Raw genomic sequence first — 16,393 nt, 5'->3', positions numbered from 1 at the left:
TACTTTATATAACACATTATAACCAAATCAGTATATGAATTCAAAAGAAGTAACCGTCCGGTTACTTCTCAGCTTATTTTTCAATAATATCTTTACGATAAATGTTATGTTCTCTACCAGGTCCTACAGAAATCATAGACGCTGGTGTTTTTGTGTATGCTTCAATCTTTTCAATGTATGCACGACAGTTTGCTGGAAGTTCTTCCCATGTAGGACATTTACTAATATCTTCATCCCATCCTGGCAAGATTTCGTAAACTGGTTTTGCTTTTGCAACATCTTCGACACTTGCAGGAATGTAATCAATGACTTCACCATCAATTTCATAACCAATACATACAGGAATTTCTTTTAATCCACTCAAGATATCAATTTTGGTGATTACCAAATCGGTAAGTCCATTAATTGTACATGCATGTTTTACAACAACCAAGTCTAACCAACCACAACGTCTAGGTCTTCCTGTAGTTGCTCCAAATTCTTGTCCGTTCTCACGAATGTAGTCACCTTTTTCATCAAGTAGTTCAGTAACAAATGGTCCTTCACCAACTCTTGTTGAGTATGCTTTTACAACCCCAACAATACGATCAAGTTTTTTTGGTGATACTCCAACACCTTCACAAACACCTGCGCTTGTTGGTGATGAACTTGTTACATATGGATACGTTCCATAGTTTATATCTAACATAGCTGCTTGTGCACCTTCAAACAATACAAACTTATCATCTTCAAGTGCTTTGTTTACAACTACCATTGCATTTATCATACGAGGAAGTAATTTTTCACGGACCATTTCAAATTGTGAAATCATTTCATCTAAATCAAATGGTTCTTTGTGAAACATTTCGGTAATCTCTAGATTTTTCATTTCTAGAGTGAATGCTAACTTTTTCTTAAACGATTCGAAATCTTTTAAATCTCCTACACGTAATCCTATACGTGTAAACTTATCAGCGTATGTAGGTCCAATTCCACGTTTGGTTGTTCCTACCTTATTATCTTTTTTATATTCTTCTTGATACTTATCAAGTGCAATATGATACGGCATGATCAAGTGTGCTCGTTCACTGATGTAAATGTGGTCGCTACTAATTCCACCTTTTTCTAATAACTCAACTTCTTCTAGAAAAACAAAAGGATCAACAACAACTCCTGGACCAATAATACATTCTGCATTTTCATGTAATACTCCAGAAGGTAATAAGTGAAGAATATGTTTCTTTCCTTCAACTACTACGGTATGTCCCGCATTATTTCCACCTTGGAAACGTACCACTAAGTCAACTTGACTTCCAAGTACATCTACGATTTTTCCTTTACCTTCGTCACCCCACTGGGTCCCAACAACAACATAGCCTGCCATTCATTTACCTGTATACATTACTATGTATACTTTTCCTTTCTCGATCGTACATGGGTATTATAATACAAAACTTTACAATAATGTATAACAATACTAAAAAATTTCCATGTAAGCGATATCAGTTTTTCACGTGCGAAAGTACCTATATTATCCGCACATTTTAACCAATTCCTATCCTTATATATAATAGTGTCTACTTTTTATACATAAATACAAAAAGGGATACGAGATCCCTTTTCATATATTATTTACTTTCTACAGTCTCAACTGCTGGTTCATTTTCAAGTTTTACTAAGTTTCTTTCATATGTTTTAAAGAACGGATAGTAAATAATAGCATCCAGTATAATTAGGAAGATGACTAACACTGCAGCTTTCCAATCCATCGTTGATAAGAATGCTCCAAATACGTTTGGCATATTCCAACTTAACATCGCAAATGTTTTCTCAATAAAACCATTACTTATCAAAATAAATGAGATAATTGCATTTACAGTTGATGTAAGTAAAAACGGAATAAAGAAGATTGGATTTAGCATTAATGGAACACCAAAGATAATTGGTTCAGAAATTCCAAAGAATGCTGGTAGAATACCAATACCACCTACAGTACGTAGTTGTTTCGATTTTGAACGAACTAGTAAAATTGCTAGTGCTAATACAGATCCACATCCTCCAATAATAACAAAGTATACCCAGAATGATGTTGTGAATGTTGCAGGTAATGCTTGTCCTGCCATTTGTGCAGCTGCATTGATCGAAAGATTTCCATCACGAATAGGACCAAGGATTCCTGCAAGTGCAGCATCATGAATTCCAAAGAACCAAAATAAGTGAACCGCTAATGTAATTAAAATCGTAAACGGTAAACTATCTGCAGCACTTAATGTTGGTGAAATTACTTTGTAAATGAATTGCGGTAATGTTGTATCATAGGCATTAAATCCAGCAAAGATGGCAACATATACTCCAATGACAACAATACTTGGCACTAGTGAAGCAAACGTTTCTGATAGTGAAGCTGGTACACTATCTGGCAGTTTAATGCGTCCCCAGTTTCGTGAGCGCATAAACTGATATGCTTCTACTGCAAATATCGCAATAAAGATCGCTGGTAATAATCCTTTTCCATCCAAGTAACTAATTTCTACAGTTTTTCCTGCCCAACCCAATTCAAGCGGTGTCATCATCAATAGTAGAAATCCAAATACCGATAACAAAATTGGTTGAAATGGCACAAGTTTATAGTGACGACATAAGAAATATGTTATCCCAATACAAATATATAAGGACATTGCACCAAGCGTTAGTGCATTGACCCAACCAAATAGAAAACTATTGCTATCAGCAAATGCTTTCCATGCTAGTAAAAATCCATTCGTTGTTGTTTCTGTAACAGGAGCTGCATTTAATACAGCGACAATTCCCCCTGCAAGTGTAATTGGTAAAAGTGAGATAAATGCATCACGGATTGCTTTTAAGTGTCTTTGACTACTTAAGCGATTGGCAATTGGCATCAACTTACGTTCAATTACTTGATTTAATTTTTCAAACATTTAATTAACCCCCTATTATTTTTTTTGCATCTTCTAGTACACCTTTTCCATCAAGCACTCCATATTTCATTGGATTGATTCCTTCCACAGGAATATCCACTTGTTTTTGAATATCTGGAATTAAGTAACGGATTTGTGGTCCTACTAAAATTAGATCTACACCTTCAAGATAATCTAAGTATTCTGCTTCCCCTTGTGCAATTACTTCGAATTCTCCATTGCTTGCATCTCTCATTTTCTTTGCCAACATATTTGTCGACATCCCGGCATTACAAACAAGCATGATTTTTTTCATTTTATAGCTCCTTTCTTTTTATATTTTTTGCATTACATGCAATTGTATCTTTAAACCAATAATATGATGCTTTTGGCTTACGTTTTAGTTGATCATCAAAATCGATAGCAACTAATCCATAACGTTTTTTAACACCATTCATCCATGAATATAAATCAAATGGCGACCATGCATAATACCCTCTCACATCCACGCCTTGGTCTTGTGCATTCATAATTGCATTAATATGATCATGCATAAATGAAATACGATAGTCATCTTGCACCATATCGACAGATACATCTTCATGTACCCCAACCCCATTTTCTGTCACAAATAATGGACGCTTGTATTTCTCATAAGCTTTAATAAGTCCATCTTGTAATCCTTTGGGATAGATTTCTGTATCCCACTGCGTATATTCACTATTTGGATCTTTAACTTGTTCAAAGAAATCTTTGATTAGTATTTTGAACTCTCCTTTTTTTCCAGAGTGATTGAAACGCAATTGTGTTTCACCTTCTGTGTATGGTTTTACTAATGCTCTTGCATAGTAGTTCAACCCAATAAAATCAACCGTATTCTCTTTTATGATTTTTAAGTCTTCACTTTTTATAAAACTCACATCATAGTTCAAAGATAATCTTGTGATTAGATCAATTGGAAATTCACCAAATGCGGCTGTATCAAGTACCCAGTTATTTGAATAATTATCTGCATTACGAACCGCAATCTGTGTTTCTATTGTATCATCCACACCATCAACAGGCGTATACGAATGAACAATCCCAATACTTCCTGGATAGCCACCTTCTTTGAAAACCTTAACTCCTAATGCACTTGCATACATAACATTGTATGCAGCAATCATTGTCTTTTGAATGTCTTTGCATCCTGGTGGATAGTTACCAATAAAATACCCATTTACGACAAACCACTTTGGTTCATTGAATGTACTCCAATACGTTACACGATCACCAAATGCATCAAAACAGACACGCGCAAAATGTGCAAATGCAGTAGCCACTTCTTTATTTAACCAGCCACCTTCATCTTCCCAGTACTGTGGTAAGTCCCAGTGATACAATGTCACAAAAGGTTCAATATTGTATTTATGGCAGGTATCAATTAAACGGTTATAGAAATCAATTCCTTTTGGATTGATTTCTCCTTCTTTGTTTTTGATGATTCTTGGCCATGCTAGTGAAAATCGATAACTGGTTTGTCCACCTTCTGCCATCATTGCAATATCTTGTTCATATTGATGATAGTGATCACTTGCAACATCTCCATCTTCTAGTTGGTTATCATGCAAATACACATCCCATAGTGATGGAACACGACCATCTTCATCCCATGCACCCTCACATTGGTATGATGCACTTGCACCTCCCCATAAAAACTTTTTATCCATGTTGATCACCAAACCTTTCATACATTCGAATCATCTCTTGAATTAGATCAACGGCTACTTGCGAAGATGCCACATGATCTTCTGCATGCATCATCAACAAATCAATTTCCATGTTTTCGACTGTCGAACGTTGTAATAGTTTTGCATGTTCTTTTTGTGCAAGAACGATTTCATTTCTTGCTTCTTCTATCTTAGTATTGGCAATTCCTAAATCATCATTTCTAGCACTTGCAATTGCTTCATAAGCACTACTTCTTGCATTTCCACTATGTAAGATGATTTGAAATGCTTCCATTTCATATTTTGACATCGATTCCTCCTTGTTAGTTTCATTATAGAAAGATGTAGAAATAAAGAAAAATACCTTTTTGCCATTGCGTAATGGAAAAAAGATATTTATTTCATAATTGATAAAAACTCATCGAATGTTTTCGCTTCAGTAATAGCTTGAATAGCTTGTTCATCTTCCATTACAGTTAACAATACTTCATACATATCTGTAATATTAGCTGCTCCATTCGCAAGTGAAAACAAGAATACTAATTGCACTTCTTGTTCACCCCATATAATTGGTTTCTTTAAACTTGCTACTGCCATCGCACTTTTTAAGGCAATTTTTTCAACGGGATGCGGAATCGCGAAATTCATACCAAATGAAGTTGGTGCAATTTGTTCCCGCTTCATAATCGAGTGAATATAGTTTTCATCTACATATTCTAGTTCTACAAGACGATCACAAATCATTTGAATCAATGCATCCTTGTTATCAATATCTAACTGTGGAAAAAATAAGTTCTCATGAAATAGTGATGCAAATGCATGCACATTTTCTTGTGATGCTTGTTGTCCCATCTTCAACAATTGATGAATATCATCAATTTCTTTTTCAGTAATAAAACTTGAACACATATAGAAAGGAACATCCTTTCTTTGATTTAGTGGAATTGTACTAACAATAAGATCGACGCCTTCTTCAGGTAATGCATCAATTGCCAATGAGGAATGGAAACGTACTTCTATATCTTGAGAAATCTCATTGTGTATACGTTGTGCAATGTATCGCGAAGAAGTATTTCCATTTGGATTTACAAGTAAAATTACACCTTTCGTTTTACTCATTTTTTCAACTTCACACATCAAATGTAAACTAATATATCCAATTTCATCTTCAGACAATTTGCATTGCAATTCATTTTGTATTTCCAGGGAAATAAAGACACTCATATCATAGATTAATGGAAAGTTCTTACGAATATCATCAATCAATGGATTTTGCAGGTACTTATTATTTTCCGTACGTTGATTTAATGCAATAAGATGAATTAATAAGTTATGCTTAAAGTCTGTATCATGTTGTACATCCACTTGATAAAATTCATTTACTCTTTGCAGCATGGTATCGATAAATTGACGTAACTGTTTTTCTTCATCATAATGCTCATTTTGTAAGCTGATCTTAGAGACGAAAATTGATCGTAAGTAATTCATTTCACTTTCTGGTAAATCCTCTTGAATATATTGTTGTACAAAACAAATAAATTGTTCGCAAAGAATCGCATCGCTTTCATGCAAACGCGCTTTCACAAACGATTTTAAATAATTCTTACTTTTTACCCGGTCAATCATAATTCCTAAATGCAAGATAAGAGATACCAATGCCATATCACTAATCTCAATTTGATTTTCTTTGAAAAATTGCATGGTATTCTGTTTTACATCTACAATATTGCAATATTTAAAATACGAGGTATAGTTACTAAAATTGAAATCATATTCCTGAATTTCACTTATTAGAAAATACGTCGTAACTTCTCGTTTCTTACTTTCATCTCCTGCTAAATACAGTTGATTTTTCTCACGCACTATTTTAATTCCATCAAAACGATGTGCAATTTGCTTATTGATTTGTTGGATATCTTTTTCCAATGTTGATTCACTAATATAAAACTGGTCAGCAACATCATAATAATCATCTTGCTTGTGAGAGATAATGTGTTTCAAAATTAGAATTTGTCGCTTCGCAGGTATACTTTGTGCCTGTTCAAGTAGAGAGTTACCTTTTTGTACATCTGAAAGAATATATCCTTTTCCACGAACAGATTCGATGATTGGTTGACCTAATATATCTTTGAGCGCTTGAATTTCATTACGGATAGTTTTCTCACTTACTTTAAGCGCTTTGGATAATTGGCTTGCACTCAAAAACTCGTCAGCATTCATTAGTGTTCTAATTATCTTTTCTTGCCTACGTGTGATCTGCATTTGTATCCTCCACTTCTATTATGTATTAGCGCTCTGTAAAATAATGTCTACTTTGTATATAGGATAATACCTTGCCCAAAATCGGTCCAACTATGATAATAGCTACAAATGGTCCAATAGATATACTTCCCCCTAATAATACACCGAAAACCAATAATAAGAAATCTGCACAGCTACGAATTTTAGCAATGGAAAATCCGAAGTACGAATGAATGATAAACAAACATCCATCATATGTTGATCGCCCAATGTTTGCACTTGCATATATAGCTGCTCCAATCGCCAGTAATGCAAGTCCACCTATCATCATTATTACACGTATTACAATAGATGAAATAGGAATAGATAATCCCAATACAAAATCCGTCATGAAACCGACCAATAATGGCGAGAGAATTGTCCCTGGTCCAATTTGACTGCGATCAAATAATAGCAATGGAATTGCCATGATAAGTGCTACAACTACATTACTTTCTCCTAAGGATAATCCAGTGACTTTGCACACTCCCTCCCAGAGGATAGCTAATGGATCTGCTCCTAGTCCTGAAGCTACTGCAATTCCAATCCCTGCTCCCATAATCATGGATCCTACAACGACAAAAAGAATGCGTTGCATATATTCTTTGTTTATATATCGATTCATTTATTCTATAACTTATTAATTCCTTTCACTTTGACTTAATCAAATTGTATCAATTCAAAATGAAGAAATAACTTTTCTTTTTGCCGTTACAAAATGGTAAAAAAAGATGTCAACCATATCCGAGTTAACATCTTCAATCTATATTTACTTTTATCGAATGCGCAATCCTTTTGGATATTTATTTTTGATTTGTTTACCATCGCTTTTTCCAAACCCGACAGCATATCCTTCATACATCAATGCCACATACCCTTTTTCACAAGGTATCATCAATACATTCCCTTGCAGGAATGAGGATAACTGTTCTTCTGTTACGGTTATCTTATGTTGAAACTTATTTTGTAATGTTGCTGCCATATAGAAGTGTTGGTGTGGTTCTAGACGTCCTTTTATTATTTCACCAACTTCAATCCCTTGCCGTAATACATGTATATTAGCCAAGTCAATAAATGGTGATTTCTTAATATACACATGATTATTTCTTTGGTAACAGTAGAAATCGATATCTCCAATTTGATCTAGCAAGAACGCTTCAACTTCTTTTGGTAATGGTATGGTTTTGCACAATTGCAGTTTCTTTGTTTCTTGTGTTCCCTTTTTTCTTAATTTTGCAATAAAGTGACCTTCTCCATCATCCATTGGAAAGATACGTCTTACATAAGCACCTTTCACTCGAGGTGTATCATATCCTTCGCGACCAAATGATGCTTCTATTGCAAGTAATTCCATATCTGGATGTGCTTCTAAAAAGGCATCCACAACATACTCATTTTCTTCTTTGGCATATGTACATGTAGAGTATACAAGTACACCATTTTCTTTAACACATAAATAAGCATCTTCAAGAATATCTTTTTGTCGCTTTGCACAGGCAAGTACATTCGCTTCACTCCACTCTTGTGATGCAATATCATGTTTTTTCATCATACCTTCACCACTGCAAGGAGCATCGACAATTACTTTATCAAATATTCCCATGAATTCTGCAGCTAGTTGCTTAGTTGAAGCATTGGTTATAATACATTCACCAACACCCATTCGCTCAAGATTGGACATCAGTATTGTTGCTCGTTTTCCTACATACTCATTGGAAACTAAACATCCCGTATGTTGAAGTTTCGATGCAATTTGTGTACTTTTTCCTCCAGGAGCTGCACACATATCAAGGACCCAATCTCCTTTTTGTATATCTGCAATTTGCACAACAGACATTGCTGAAGGCTCTTGCATATAGAAGCAGCCCATTTTATGCAATGGGTGTTTTCCACTAATATCTTCTAACGTAGAATATCCATCTTCATTAAACTTTGATGGTTCTAATTGAAATGTTTGTTCCAGCAAATCTTTACTATCTTTAAGCGTATTATTTCGTATTCCTTTATATAAGGGCTTTTCAAGAGAAGCTATGTAAGCTTCATATTCGTCGCCTAAATAGGTTTGCATTCGATCTAAAAAAGTCTTATTCATAACGGAAATAATATATCAAAAACGAAAAAACAGTGCAATATTTTTTACACTAACTCTACTCATTACACTATGTTTTCTTATTAACACAAAAAAAATCCTACTCAAGTTTAAATAAGTAGGATTAGTTAATTGTAATGTAATGTTTAAAGGAATGATAATTATAGACTGTCAATTGCTAACAACAGATTCACAAGAGATGCTGAAACTTCTTCGATGATTTTATCATCAAGTAATTCTTTGTTGTCTTGTTTTGTATGTGTATAGAAAACACCTTCATTATTAAAGTCTTCCACTATAACAGCTAAGGTAGGAATCCCTTGCATCGCAAATGGCATATGATCTCCTGCATACCAAGGTTCTCCAATACATAATTGTTTTTCTTTTGAAACAACATCCGTAATCATTTTAGACTGACTATCGATATTAAACAGTGATATCTCACTTTTGCGTTTTTTAAAACAAGGAGTATCTATATTTAAAACGTAGGCTACTTTCTTGTCTTTCAATTGTCCTAGATGAGCTAATTCACCACCTGCATGATACACTTCTTCACTATTGTAAGGGACAAACTGGATGGTGTGAGAAGTTAAAATCCCATCTAACAACTCTAACATTCTTAATAGCACAAGTGTACCACTTCCATTATCAATTGCTCCATCTGTATCATCTTTAGAATCCATGTGTGCACATACAATAATTAGATCCTCTTTATTTCCTTTTTTAGTTGCAACTAGTTGAGAAGATGTTGCAGGTAATCGTTGTGAGTTGATTGCAATTTCGACAGATTCATTTAAGTGAGATAAAAATAAAGATACCTTTGATTCTTCAATATAGGCAGAAGGAATCTCAAAATTTCCATCTTCAAATAACGGGAATGGATGCAATCCACAGTTTGATGCCTGTCCAGTAAACGCAAGAATTGCTTTTGGTTTTCTTGATTCAAAGATATCATTTATTTCTTTGTGTTCATCAGGATAATAAAACGGATAATCTTTTGCGGAAATTGGATTCTTTGCTAAGTCACCATAGACTAATACAATACAATCCTTCATATCGCAATTTCTCAATTCTTCAATTGTAGATACACTACATAGTTTTCCAGTTGTATGTACTTCTTTTGAAAATGGGCTGGCAAGGATTTCTAGCTTCTTTCCATCTAGATTCACATAAGAATACTCTTTCTTCCATATCATACACTCAAAAGGAAAACTCTCTACAAAGTCACTGTTTTTTTCCATTTGTTGTTTTATGTAGTGAACAACCTCATTATTTGCTTCACTACCACATGCTCTTTCCTTAATAATCGCTTCAATATGTTTTGTTAGTTGTGTCATAGACATACCTCCTGATACAACTATATCAATAGATTACAGGGTGGTGAGCAAGTGTAGGGTTTTTAATTTATCAACTGCTTCTTCTAGTGAAGGAATCGAGTTAAAAAGTGAGTTTAGTTCTATTAACCAACGATCTCCTGCAGAAAAAGCTTCTTCCTTAGATAGATTTAATGAAGCATCATTTGTATCTAATGCATGAAGACATTGATAGATTGCATGCATACTAAAACCAACTTGACGAAGTAGATAAATAATTCTACAACGTTTCAATGCATCTTCATCAAAGTAGCGTTGCTGTGGATCATTTAGAAGGGTTGTTTGAACTAGATCATTTCTCTCCCAATTACGAACGGTTTCTTTAGTTGTATCTAATATTGACGCAATTTCTTTACGTGTATAATAATGCGTTTTTTCTTCTATTGTTTGATCGTTCATCCAATCTTGAAGAAGCTGATTTGCATGTTGTGCTTTCTGCAATTCTTCTAAAATAATAGAACGATAGACTGATAGTTTTTCATCAAGTAGTTCAACTTTCTGTGCTCCACTTGTATAAATAATGTCAATTCCAGATTTACGAATTCTTGAATTGGAGTAAGGAAACTCAAATATCTTTCGACAAATGAATAACTGCCAAAAATGGATTTCATCAAATTGACGATATCCATTTTTTAATCTTTTTGCCTTGCTGATGAAGTGTTGTCCCTCATACAAGCGAACTGTATTTGCATGAATCTGAAATTGCTTTGCTAGTTCATTTGTCTTATACGTTTTCATAAGTACAGTTATTATATCATGTAAATTTTTAGCAACATATTCTACTCCTATTTTTACACCATCTATGTAAACTCAATAGTGATTGCACGAATACTATATATCTTCTCGATATATCTCTTGTTTAAGATTTACTACATATGATAATAGTTTATAATTGGAAGATTCATTCAGCAAAGGACCTTTGCAAATTAACGGATTCATTAGATATCGTTTCTTAAGGGGTTTACCAAAACGATTATTGCTAAAATATGAATAACTTCTTTGAAACATCTTATCTATGAACTGATTATTTTCATAAATAAATAACCTTGTCGTTTCATTATCAAACAAATGTTTATGTTCGTATACAACATCCCATATTTCTTCAACATATTCACCAATAAGACGCAACACATACGCTGATACAAACGAATATTGTTGAAAATATTTTTTCTTTAGTACTTTTTTGAGATATTTCTCTCGCACAAATCCATTATGATGTCGACTCATAGGACAGTATGCAATAACTTTTTCATGCGTATTGGAGTGCTTTAGTTTTTTTACTTCATAGCCAATGCGATATGGAATATGATACTCGACTCCATTTACATAATACGAACTTGGATAACATGTTTTTATATTTGTATCCAAATCTATTTTCAAAGCAGGATTTCGACGCAAGAAATTCTCCCACAAGAACTCATGAGATTCACTAAATATACAAATTTTGTTTAATTGGTTTTGAGTCTTCATAACTTCAGTATAACAACAACCATACAAAATACCTATACGTGTCATATAAAAAGATCTACATTTTTTTGCAGATCTTATTTACCTAAATTTGTTCAAAACTACTCTATCGTATGTTTTTACTTTTATTTTTTAATAACAACTAGCGCATCATCATGGAATGGATGTATTGCAAGAATCGTTTTTCCTTCTTTGATTTCATAAGCGGTGTTTGCAACAAATCGGTTCTCTAAATCAATGGTTTGCAGTGTGTATGAACTACAATCTAAATCTAAACGCACCTTTGTATTACAAGGAATATAGACAAGATATATGCCATTATCTGCTTTAGCTACACGAATATCATTTGTGTCATTTAGCAAAAGATCTTGTCGTGCTTCTAGACTTTGTATATTTAAATTTTCTAGTAGTGCCTTAAGATATCCGTAGTCCCAAGCACCTGGAAATGCCATCGCTTCTTCCCACGATTTTGGATCATCAAATCCTTCACCAAGAAATTTAGCGAAACTCTTGTTCACTTTATGCCAACTATAAATACCACCAGCACCATATGTTATACCTGCACATGCACCAGATAGTACACTTACATATGCGGCGCGACGCACATCATAACGCGTCCATCGTCCATACATTTGACGAGAATATCCCATTTCTTCATAACATGGTTCAGAGTTAATTAAGGGTTTGTCAGGATATGTTTGTTGCATAGATTCACTTAATGAATATGGCATGGATAAATCCTGTGCATTATGACCACTTTGATAAAATAGGAAATCTAAATATGCATTTAGATTTTCTGGAATATATGTATAACGTCCTTTGATATGTGTTGTATATAAACACTTTGGAGCAAGTTTTTTCAATGTAGCTGCTGCTTTTACATAATACGATATCGTCTGATCGGTTTCAAAATCTGTATCTCCACTAATGACATACATTGGCTGAAACTCTGAGAATGTTTCATCAACCTTCGTGATGTATCCATCCAAACAATCAAAAGGTAAAATATGGTCCTTCATAAAATTTGATGCCCATGTACCTGGTACATAATTACACCACAATACAACAAGTGCAAGTTCAAATCCTTGTGCTTTTGCCTTTTTACACATTTCTTTTGCATGCTCAAAATATGCATCATTGATTTGATATGGATCTTTATCAACAAATGGTTCATATACTAAATCCGTTGCAGATGCATCCCATTGTGGAAGGATGTTTATTTGGATGGTATTGAATCCTTGCACCTTTCGTTTATACAAATAATAATCCCATTCATCATCTGTAATATTTGTAAATGCTGACCAGCATGTATCTGCTAAATAGAAGAAAGGTTTTTCATCTTTCAACAGTGTTTTTTTATTCTCTGAAATTGTTAACATAAATTCCTCCTATGTATGTAATAAGACCGCTATTGCATGGTTCCATCGATCCATGTATTGCTTCCATAATGATATTTCCATTTTCGTTTCATATATTTTGTAAGTTTGCTTAGAAAAGATCGTTTCTTTATGATATATCCCCATTTTTATTCCTGCCATATACGCAACACCAATAGCTGATAGTTCTTCTTGGCTCGATACATAGACAGTGGCACGTGCCATATCACTTAAAAATTGCATGAGATATGGATTTTTACTTGGCCCACCATCCGTTTTTACTTCTAATGAATGCAACCCACTATCTTTAGCCATCGCGTGGAGAACATCACTTATTTGAAAAGCGATACTTTCTACAGTCGCTTTAATTAATTCATTTCTTTTTGTGGTACGACTCATCCCATAAAATAATGCACGAACATCTTCTTTCCAATATGGTGCAGATAGTCCAGAAAAAGCGGGCACGAGAATCGTTTCATCATCTGGATTACTTCTTGCTATTGCTTCTATTGTATCATCTGGTTCATCTACAAGTTGTAAATCCTTTTGAAGCCAAGTAATTACTGCACCAGCATAATTAACATTTCCTTCAAAAACATATTCAAGTTTTCCATCAATTTTCCATGCGAGTGATGTCGTTAGACCGTTCGTGCTTTTTTTGTAACTATCTCCAATATTCATCATAATTGATGAACCCGTACCTAGTGTTGTTTTCACTTGTCCTTGCGCATGACAACCTTGTCCATAAAGTGATGCGTGCGAGTCCCCCATAACTGCACATATTGGAATCGGATTTTCTAGCAATCCGGCGAAATCTGTATACCCAAAGCATGCATTACTATCACAAACTTCAGGCAATGCTTGCTTAGGAATTTCAAACAAATTACATAAGTAATTCGACCAAGTTCCTGTATGAATATCAAACAACTGTGTTCTTGATGCATTCGATGCATCCGTTTTATATACTTGTTGGTTGGTTAGTTTGTAAATCAACCAAGTGTCCATTGTACCAAAATAGTATGGTGCTTGTGGTTGCACATATTCAATTAACCAACGCATCTTACTTGCTGGAAAATACGGTGATAATACAAGACCTGTTATATCAAAGATATCGTCTTTATACGGTTCATATCGTTTGGCAATTTCACTTGCTCTTGAACATTGCCATACCACAGCATTTGCTAATGTATGACCATCTGCATCCCACATAACTGTTGTTTCTCTTTGATTACTAATCCCAACTGCTTGAATTGTACTTGCATCAATTTTGCTTTGTGCAATCACATCAGAAACTACGCTTACAACATTATCAAAGATTTCATTTGGATCATGCGAAATATATCCATTTGCATCAATCAACTGTTGATGTGCTTTATCAACACGTTTTACAATATTTCCTTTGTCATCAAAGAGTATAGCTTTTGTTCCTTGCGTACTTTGATCAATGCTTAGAATGTAACTCATAATGCATTTTGGACTGCTTTAACAATCCCATCTTCATCCAATCCGTAGTATGCAAACATTTCTTTATTTGTTCCTGAAATCAAATGTTCATCTGGTAAACATAATTGTATCATTCGTTTTGGTTGGTGCATAGATAATGCTTGAGCAACAAAACTACCAAGTCCTCCTTGAGGTGCATGTTCTTCAATACTGACCACAAGTTTTGCCTGTTTTGTTTGCTCGAATAACGTTTCTTGATCAAATGGTTTTAAACAATACATGTCAATGAGTCCAGTGGAAATACCTAATGCTTCCAATTGCTTTGCTGCTTTTTTGGCATATGGTACCATTTCTCCACATGCGATCAATACAACATCTGTCCCTTGTTGAATTACGTTTGCTTTATCTAATTGAAAATCAATGGCTTCATCATATACATCTTCCGTTGCTGAGCGACTTACACGAATATATGCTGGTTTATCATCTTCTAGTAATGCTTGCATAAGTTTTGTCGTTTGAAAGCGATCACTTGGACAATATACACGCATTCCAGTAAGTGCACACATCGCTGCAAAATCTTGGCATGAATGATGTGTCATCCCTAGTGCACCATAGCTGACTCCTCCACTAATACCAATAAGTGTGACATTTGTATTTGAATATGCAACATCAACTTTTACTTGCTCATAACTACGTGTACTAATAAAACTTGCTGGGGATGCTGCAAATACTTTTTTATTACAACTTGCTAGCCCTGCTGAAATACCAACAAGATTTTGTTCGGCAATACCGACTTCTACGAATTGTTTTGGATACGTTGAGGCAAAGGTTGCTAGTGATGCAGACCCTCGTGAATCAGAACACACCACGACAATATCCTTGTCATTTTTTGCTTTATCCACTAATACATCACATATAGCTTGTCGATTTGTTATTGTACTCATGCTAGAACCTCCTCAATTTCACGAATGGCTTGTTTGTACTGGTCTTCATTCATCACACCATGATGCCAACTTTTTTGATTTTCCATGTAAGAGACACCTTTACCTTTTACTGTATGAGCGATCACCACTGTTGGTTTTTCTTTCATTTGCATCGCTTGTGTATATGCACCTACCAATTGCATACAATCATTTCCATCCGCTACTTCAATTACATGCCACCCAAAATCAGCAAACTTTTTTGCTAGTGAAGCAGTGGACATCACTTCATCTGTAGTTCCACTAATCTGTAATCCATTTACATCGATCGTGGCACATAAATTATCTAAATGATATTGACTTGCAGCCATCATTGCTTCATAGTTAGAACCTTCTGCCATTTCACCATCTCCAAGTACAACATATGTACGATACTCTTGATTATTCATTTTTGCAGCTAATGCCATACCAACACCAATAGATAAGCCATGACCTAGTGATCCTGAGTTAATTTCTACACCATGCACTTCGGTATTGGGATGTCCAATAAACTTTGAATTATACTTTGAAAATGTTTGGATTGCTTCTTGTTTGTTATAAAATCCACGTTCTCCTAATACTGCAAATAATGCATCTGCACAATGTCCTTTACTTAATAAGAAACGATCACGATTTGGATCTTCAAAATTCTTTGGATCAATATTCATAATTTCAAAATACAGTACAGTTAAAATGTCTACAACACTTAAGTCCCCTCCAACATGTCCTGCTTTTGATGCATACATCATTTCAATAATATCTTTTCGTAATTCGTAACTTTTTCTCTTTAATTCATTCAT

At 34.4% G+C, this 16,393-nt stretch carries 15 protein-coding genes; all 15 read right to left on the bottom strand.

The genetic code is table 11. The features are described 5' to 3' along the window. Nucleotides 1-73: 73 nt before the first annotated feature. The 15 genes from M2098_RS03835 to M2098_RS03765 all read right to left on the bottom strand — a co-directional run bounded on the left by M2098_RS03835 (nt 74) and on the right by M2098_RS03765 (nt 16,393). Nucleotides 74-1,363: an adenylosuccinate synthase gene (locus M2098_RS03835; protein ID WP_280682688.1), complete on the bottom strand. Its 1,290-nt coding sequence runs from the start codon at nt 1,361-1,363 to the stop codon at nt 74-76. A 244-nt stretch (nt 1,364-1,607) separates the two neighbouring features. Next, the gene (locus tag M2098_RS03830; protein WP_280682686.1) at nt 1,608-2,918 is read right to left on the bottom strand and encodes a PTS transporter subunit EIIC; all 1,311 of its coding nucleotides are present in this window, start codon (nt 2,916-2,918) and stop codon (nt 1,608-1,610) included. A gap of 4 nt (nt 2,919-2,922) precedes the next feature. Then, complete coding sequence (locus M2098_RS03825) at nt 2,923-3,213, bottom strand: PTS sugar transporter subunit IIB (protein WP_280682684.1); 291 nt, start codon at nt 3,211-3,213, stop codon at nt 2,923-2,925. Nucleotide 3,214: 1 nt separating this feature from the next. After that, nucleotides 3,215-4,606, bottom strand: coding sequence for a glycoside hydrolase family 1 protein (locus M2098_RS03820; RefSeq protein ID WP_280682682.1), 1,392 nt, complete (start codon nt 4,604-4,606; stop codon nt 3,215-3,217). Next, entirely contained in the window at nt 4,599-4,916 is a 318-nt protein-coding gene (locus M2098_RS03815) for a PTS lactose/cellobiose transporter subunit IIA (RefSeq protein ID WP_280682680.1), read from the bottom strand. Before M2098_RS03815 ends, M2098_RS03820 begins: the two co-directional genes overlap by 8 nt. A gap of 86 nt (nt 4,917-5,002) precedes the next feature. Beyond that, on the bottom strand, nt 5,003-6,868 hold the full coding sequence (locus M2098_RS03810; protein WP_280682678.1) for a BglG family transcription antiterminator: 1,866 nt from the start codon (nt 6,866-6,868) through the stop codon (nt 5,003-5,005). A 25-nt stretch (nt 6,869-6,893) separates the two neighbouring features. Beyond that, a complete protein-coding gene (locus M2098_RS03805) occupies nt 6,894-7,511 on the bottom strand; it encodes a hypothetical protein (RefSeq protein WP_280682676.1) in 618 nt (205 codons plus the stop codon). Between the two features lie 150 nt (nt 7,512-7,661). After that, complete coding sequence (locus tag M2098_RS03800) at nt 7,662-8,978, bottom strand: RsmB/NOP family class I SAM-dependent RNA methyltransferase (RefSeq protein ID WP_280682674.1); 1,317 nt, start codon at nt 8,976-8,978, stop codon at nt 7,662-7,664. 158 nt (nt 8,979-9,136) lie between these two features. Then, complete coding sequence (locus M2098_RS03795) at nt 9,137-10,312, bottom strand: M28 family peptidase (protein WP_280682672.1); 1,176 nt, start codon at nt 10,310-10,312, stop codon at nt 9,137-9,139. Nucleotides 10,313-10,345: 33 nt separating this feature from the next. Continuing rightward, nucleotides 10,346-11,086, bottom strand: coding sequence for a MerR family transcriptional regulator (locus M2098_RS03790; RefSeq protein WP_280682669.1), 741 nt, complete (start codon nt 11,084-11,086; stop codon nt 10,346-10,348). Nucleotides 11,087-11,179: 93 nt separating this feature from the next. Next, nucleotides 11,180-11,746 (bottom strand): hypothetical protein, encoded by a 567-nt coding sequence (locus tag M2098_RS03785; RefSeq protein WP_280682666.1) that lies wholly within the window; start codon nt 11,744-11,746, stop codon nt 11,180-11,182. A 194-nt stretch (nt 11,747-11,940) separates the two neighbouring features. Further along, a complete protein-coding gene (locus tag M2098_RS03780) occupies nt 11,941-13,194 on the bottom strand; it encodes a DUF4038 domain-containing protein (RefSeq protein WP_280682664.1) in 1,254 nt (417 codons plus the stop codon). A 9-nt stretch (nt 13,195-13,203) separates the two neighbouring features. Further along, on the bottom strand, nt 13,204-14,655 hold the full coding sequence (locus M2098_RS03775) for an FGGY family carbohydrate kinase (protein WP_280682662.1): 1,452 nt from the start codon (nt 14,653-14,655) through the stop codon (nt 13,204-13,206). After that, the gene (locus M2098_RS03770; RefSeq protein WP_280682660.1) at nt 14,652-15,578 is read right to left on the bottom strand and encodes a transketolase C-terminal domain-containing protein; all 927 of its coding nucleotides are present in this window, start codon (nt 15,576-15,578) and stop codon (nt 14,652-14,654) included. Before M2098_RS03770 ends, M2098_RS03775 begins: the two co-directional genes overlap by 4 nt. Further along, the gene (locus tag M2098_RS03765; protein WP_280682657.1) at nt 15,575-16,393 is read right to left on the bottom strand and encodes a transketolase; all 819 of its coding nucleotides are present in this window, start codon (nt 16,391-16,393) and stop codon (nt 15,575-15,577) included. The genes M2098_RS03770 and M2098_RS03765 overlap by 4 nt, the downstream gene beginning before the upstream one ends.

Origin of the sequence: Breznakia sp. PFB1-19 (genome assembly GCF_029893935.1) — a bacterium.
Taxonomy (GTDB): Bacteria; Bacillota_I; Bacilli_A; order Erysipelotrichales; family Erysipelotrichaceae; genus Breznakia; species Breznakia blatticola.
Note: the sequence above shows the minus strand (reverse complement) of the source record. Positions and strands in the feature narration are given on the sequence as shown.

Bases quoted from the DNA above. Each gene is read 5' to 3' on its own strand.
- M2098_RS03835 (WP_280682688.1), bottom strand. From the start codon at position 1,363: ATGGCAGGCTATGTTGTTGTTGGGACCCAGTGGGGTGACGAAGGTAAA.
- M2098_RS03830 (WP_280682686.1), bottom strand. From the start codon at position 2,918: ATGTTTGAAAAATTAAATCAAGTAATTGAACGTAAGTTGATGCCAATT.
- M2098_RS03825 (WP_280682684.1), bottom strand. From the start codon at position 3,213: ATGAAAAAAATCATGCTTGTTTGTAATGCCGGGATGTCGACAAATATG.
- M2098_RS03820 (WP_280682682.1), bottom strand. From the start codon at position 4,606: ATGGATAAAAAGTTTTTATGGGGAGGTGCAAGTGCATCATACCAATGT.
- M2098_RS03815 (WP_280682680.1), bottom strand. From the start codon at position 4,916: ATGTCAAAATATGAAATGGAAGCATTTCAAATCATCTTACATAGTGGA.
- M2098_RS03810 (WP_280682678.1), bottom strand. From the start codon at position 6,868: ATGCAGATCACACGTAGGCAAGAAAAGATAATTAGAACACTAATGAAT.
- M2098_RS03805 (WP_280682676.1), bottom strand. From the start codon at position 7,511: ATGAATCGATATATAAACAAAGAATATATGCAACGCATTCTTTTTGTC.
- M2098_RS03800 (WP_280682674.1), bottom strand. From the start codon at position 8,978: ATGAATAAGACTTTTTTAGATCGAATGCAAACCTATTTAGGCGACGAA.
- M2098_RS03795 (WP_280682672.1), bottom strand. From the start codon at position 10,312: ATGACACAACTAACAAAACATATTGAAGCGATTATTAAGGAAAGAGCA.
- M2098_RS03790 (WP_280682669.1), bottom strand. From the start codon at position 11,086: ATGAAAACGTATAAGACAAATGAACTAGCAAAGCAATTTCAGATTCAT.
- M2098_RS03780 (WP_280682664.1), bottom strand. From the start codon at position 13,194: ATGTTAACAATTTCAGAGAATAAAAAAACACTGTTGAAAGATGAAAAA.
- M2098_RS03775 (WP_280682662.1), bottom strand. From the start codon at position 14,655: ATGAGTTACATTCTAAGCATTGATCAAAGTACGCAAGGAACAAAAGCT.
- M2098_RS03770 (WP_280682660.1), bottom strand. From the start codon at position 15,578: ATGAGTACAATAACAAATCGACAAGCTATATGTGATGTATTAGTGGAT.
- M2098_RS03765 (WP_280682657.1), bottom strand. From the start codon at position 16,393: ATGAATGAATTAAAGAGAAAAAGTTACGAATTACGAAAAGATATTATT.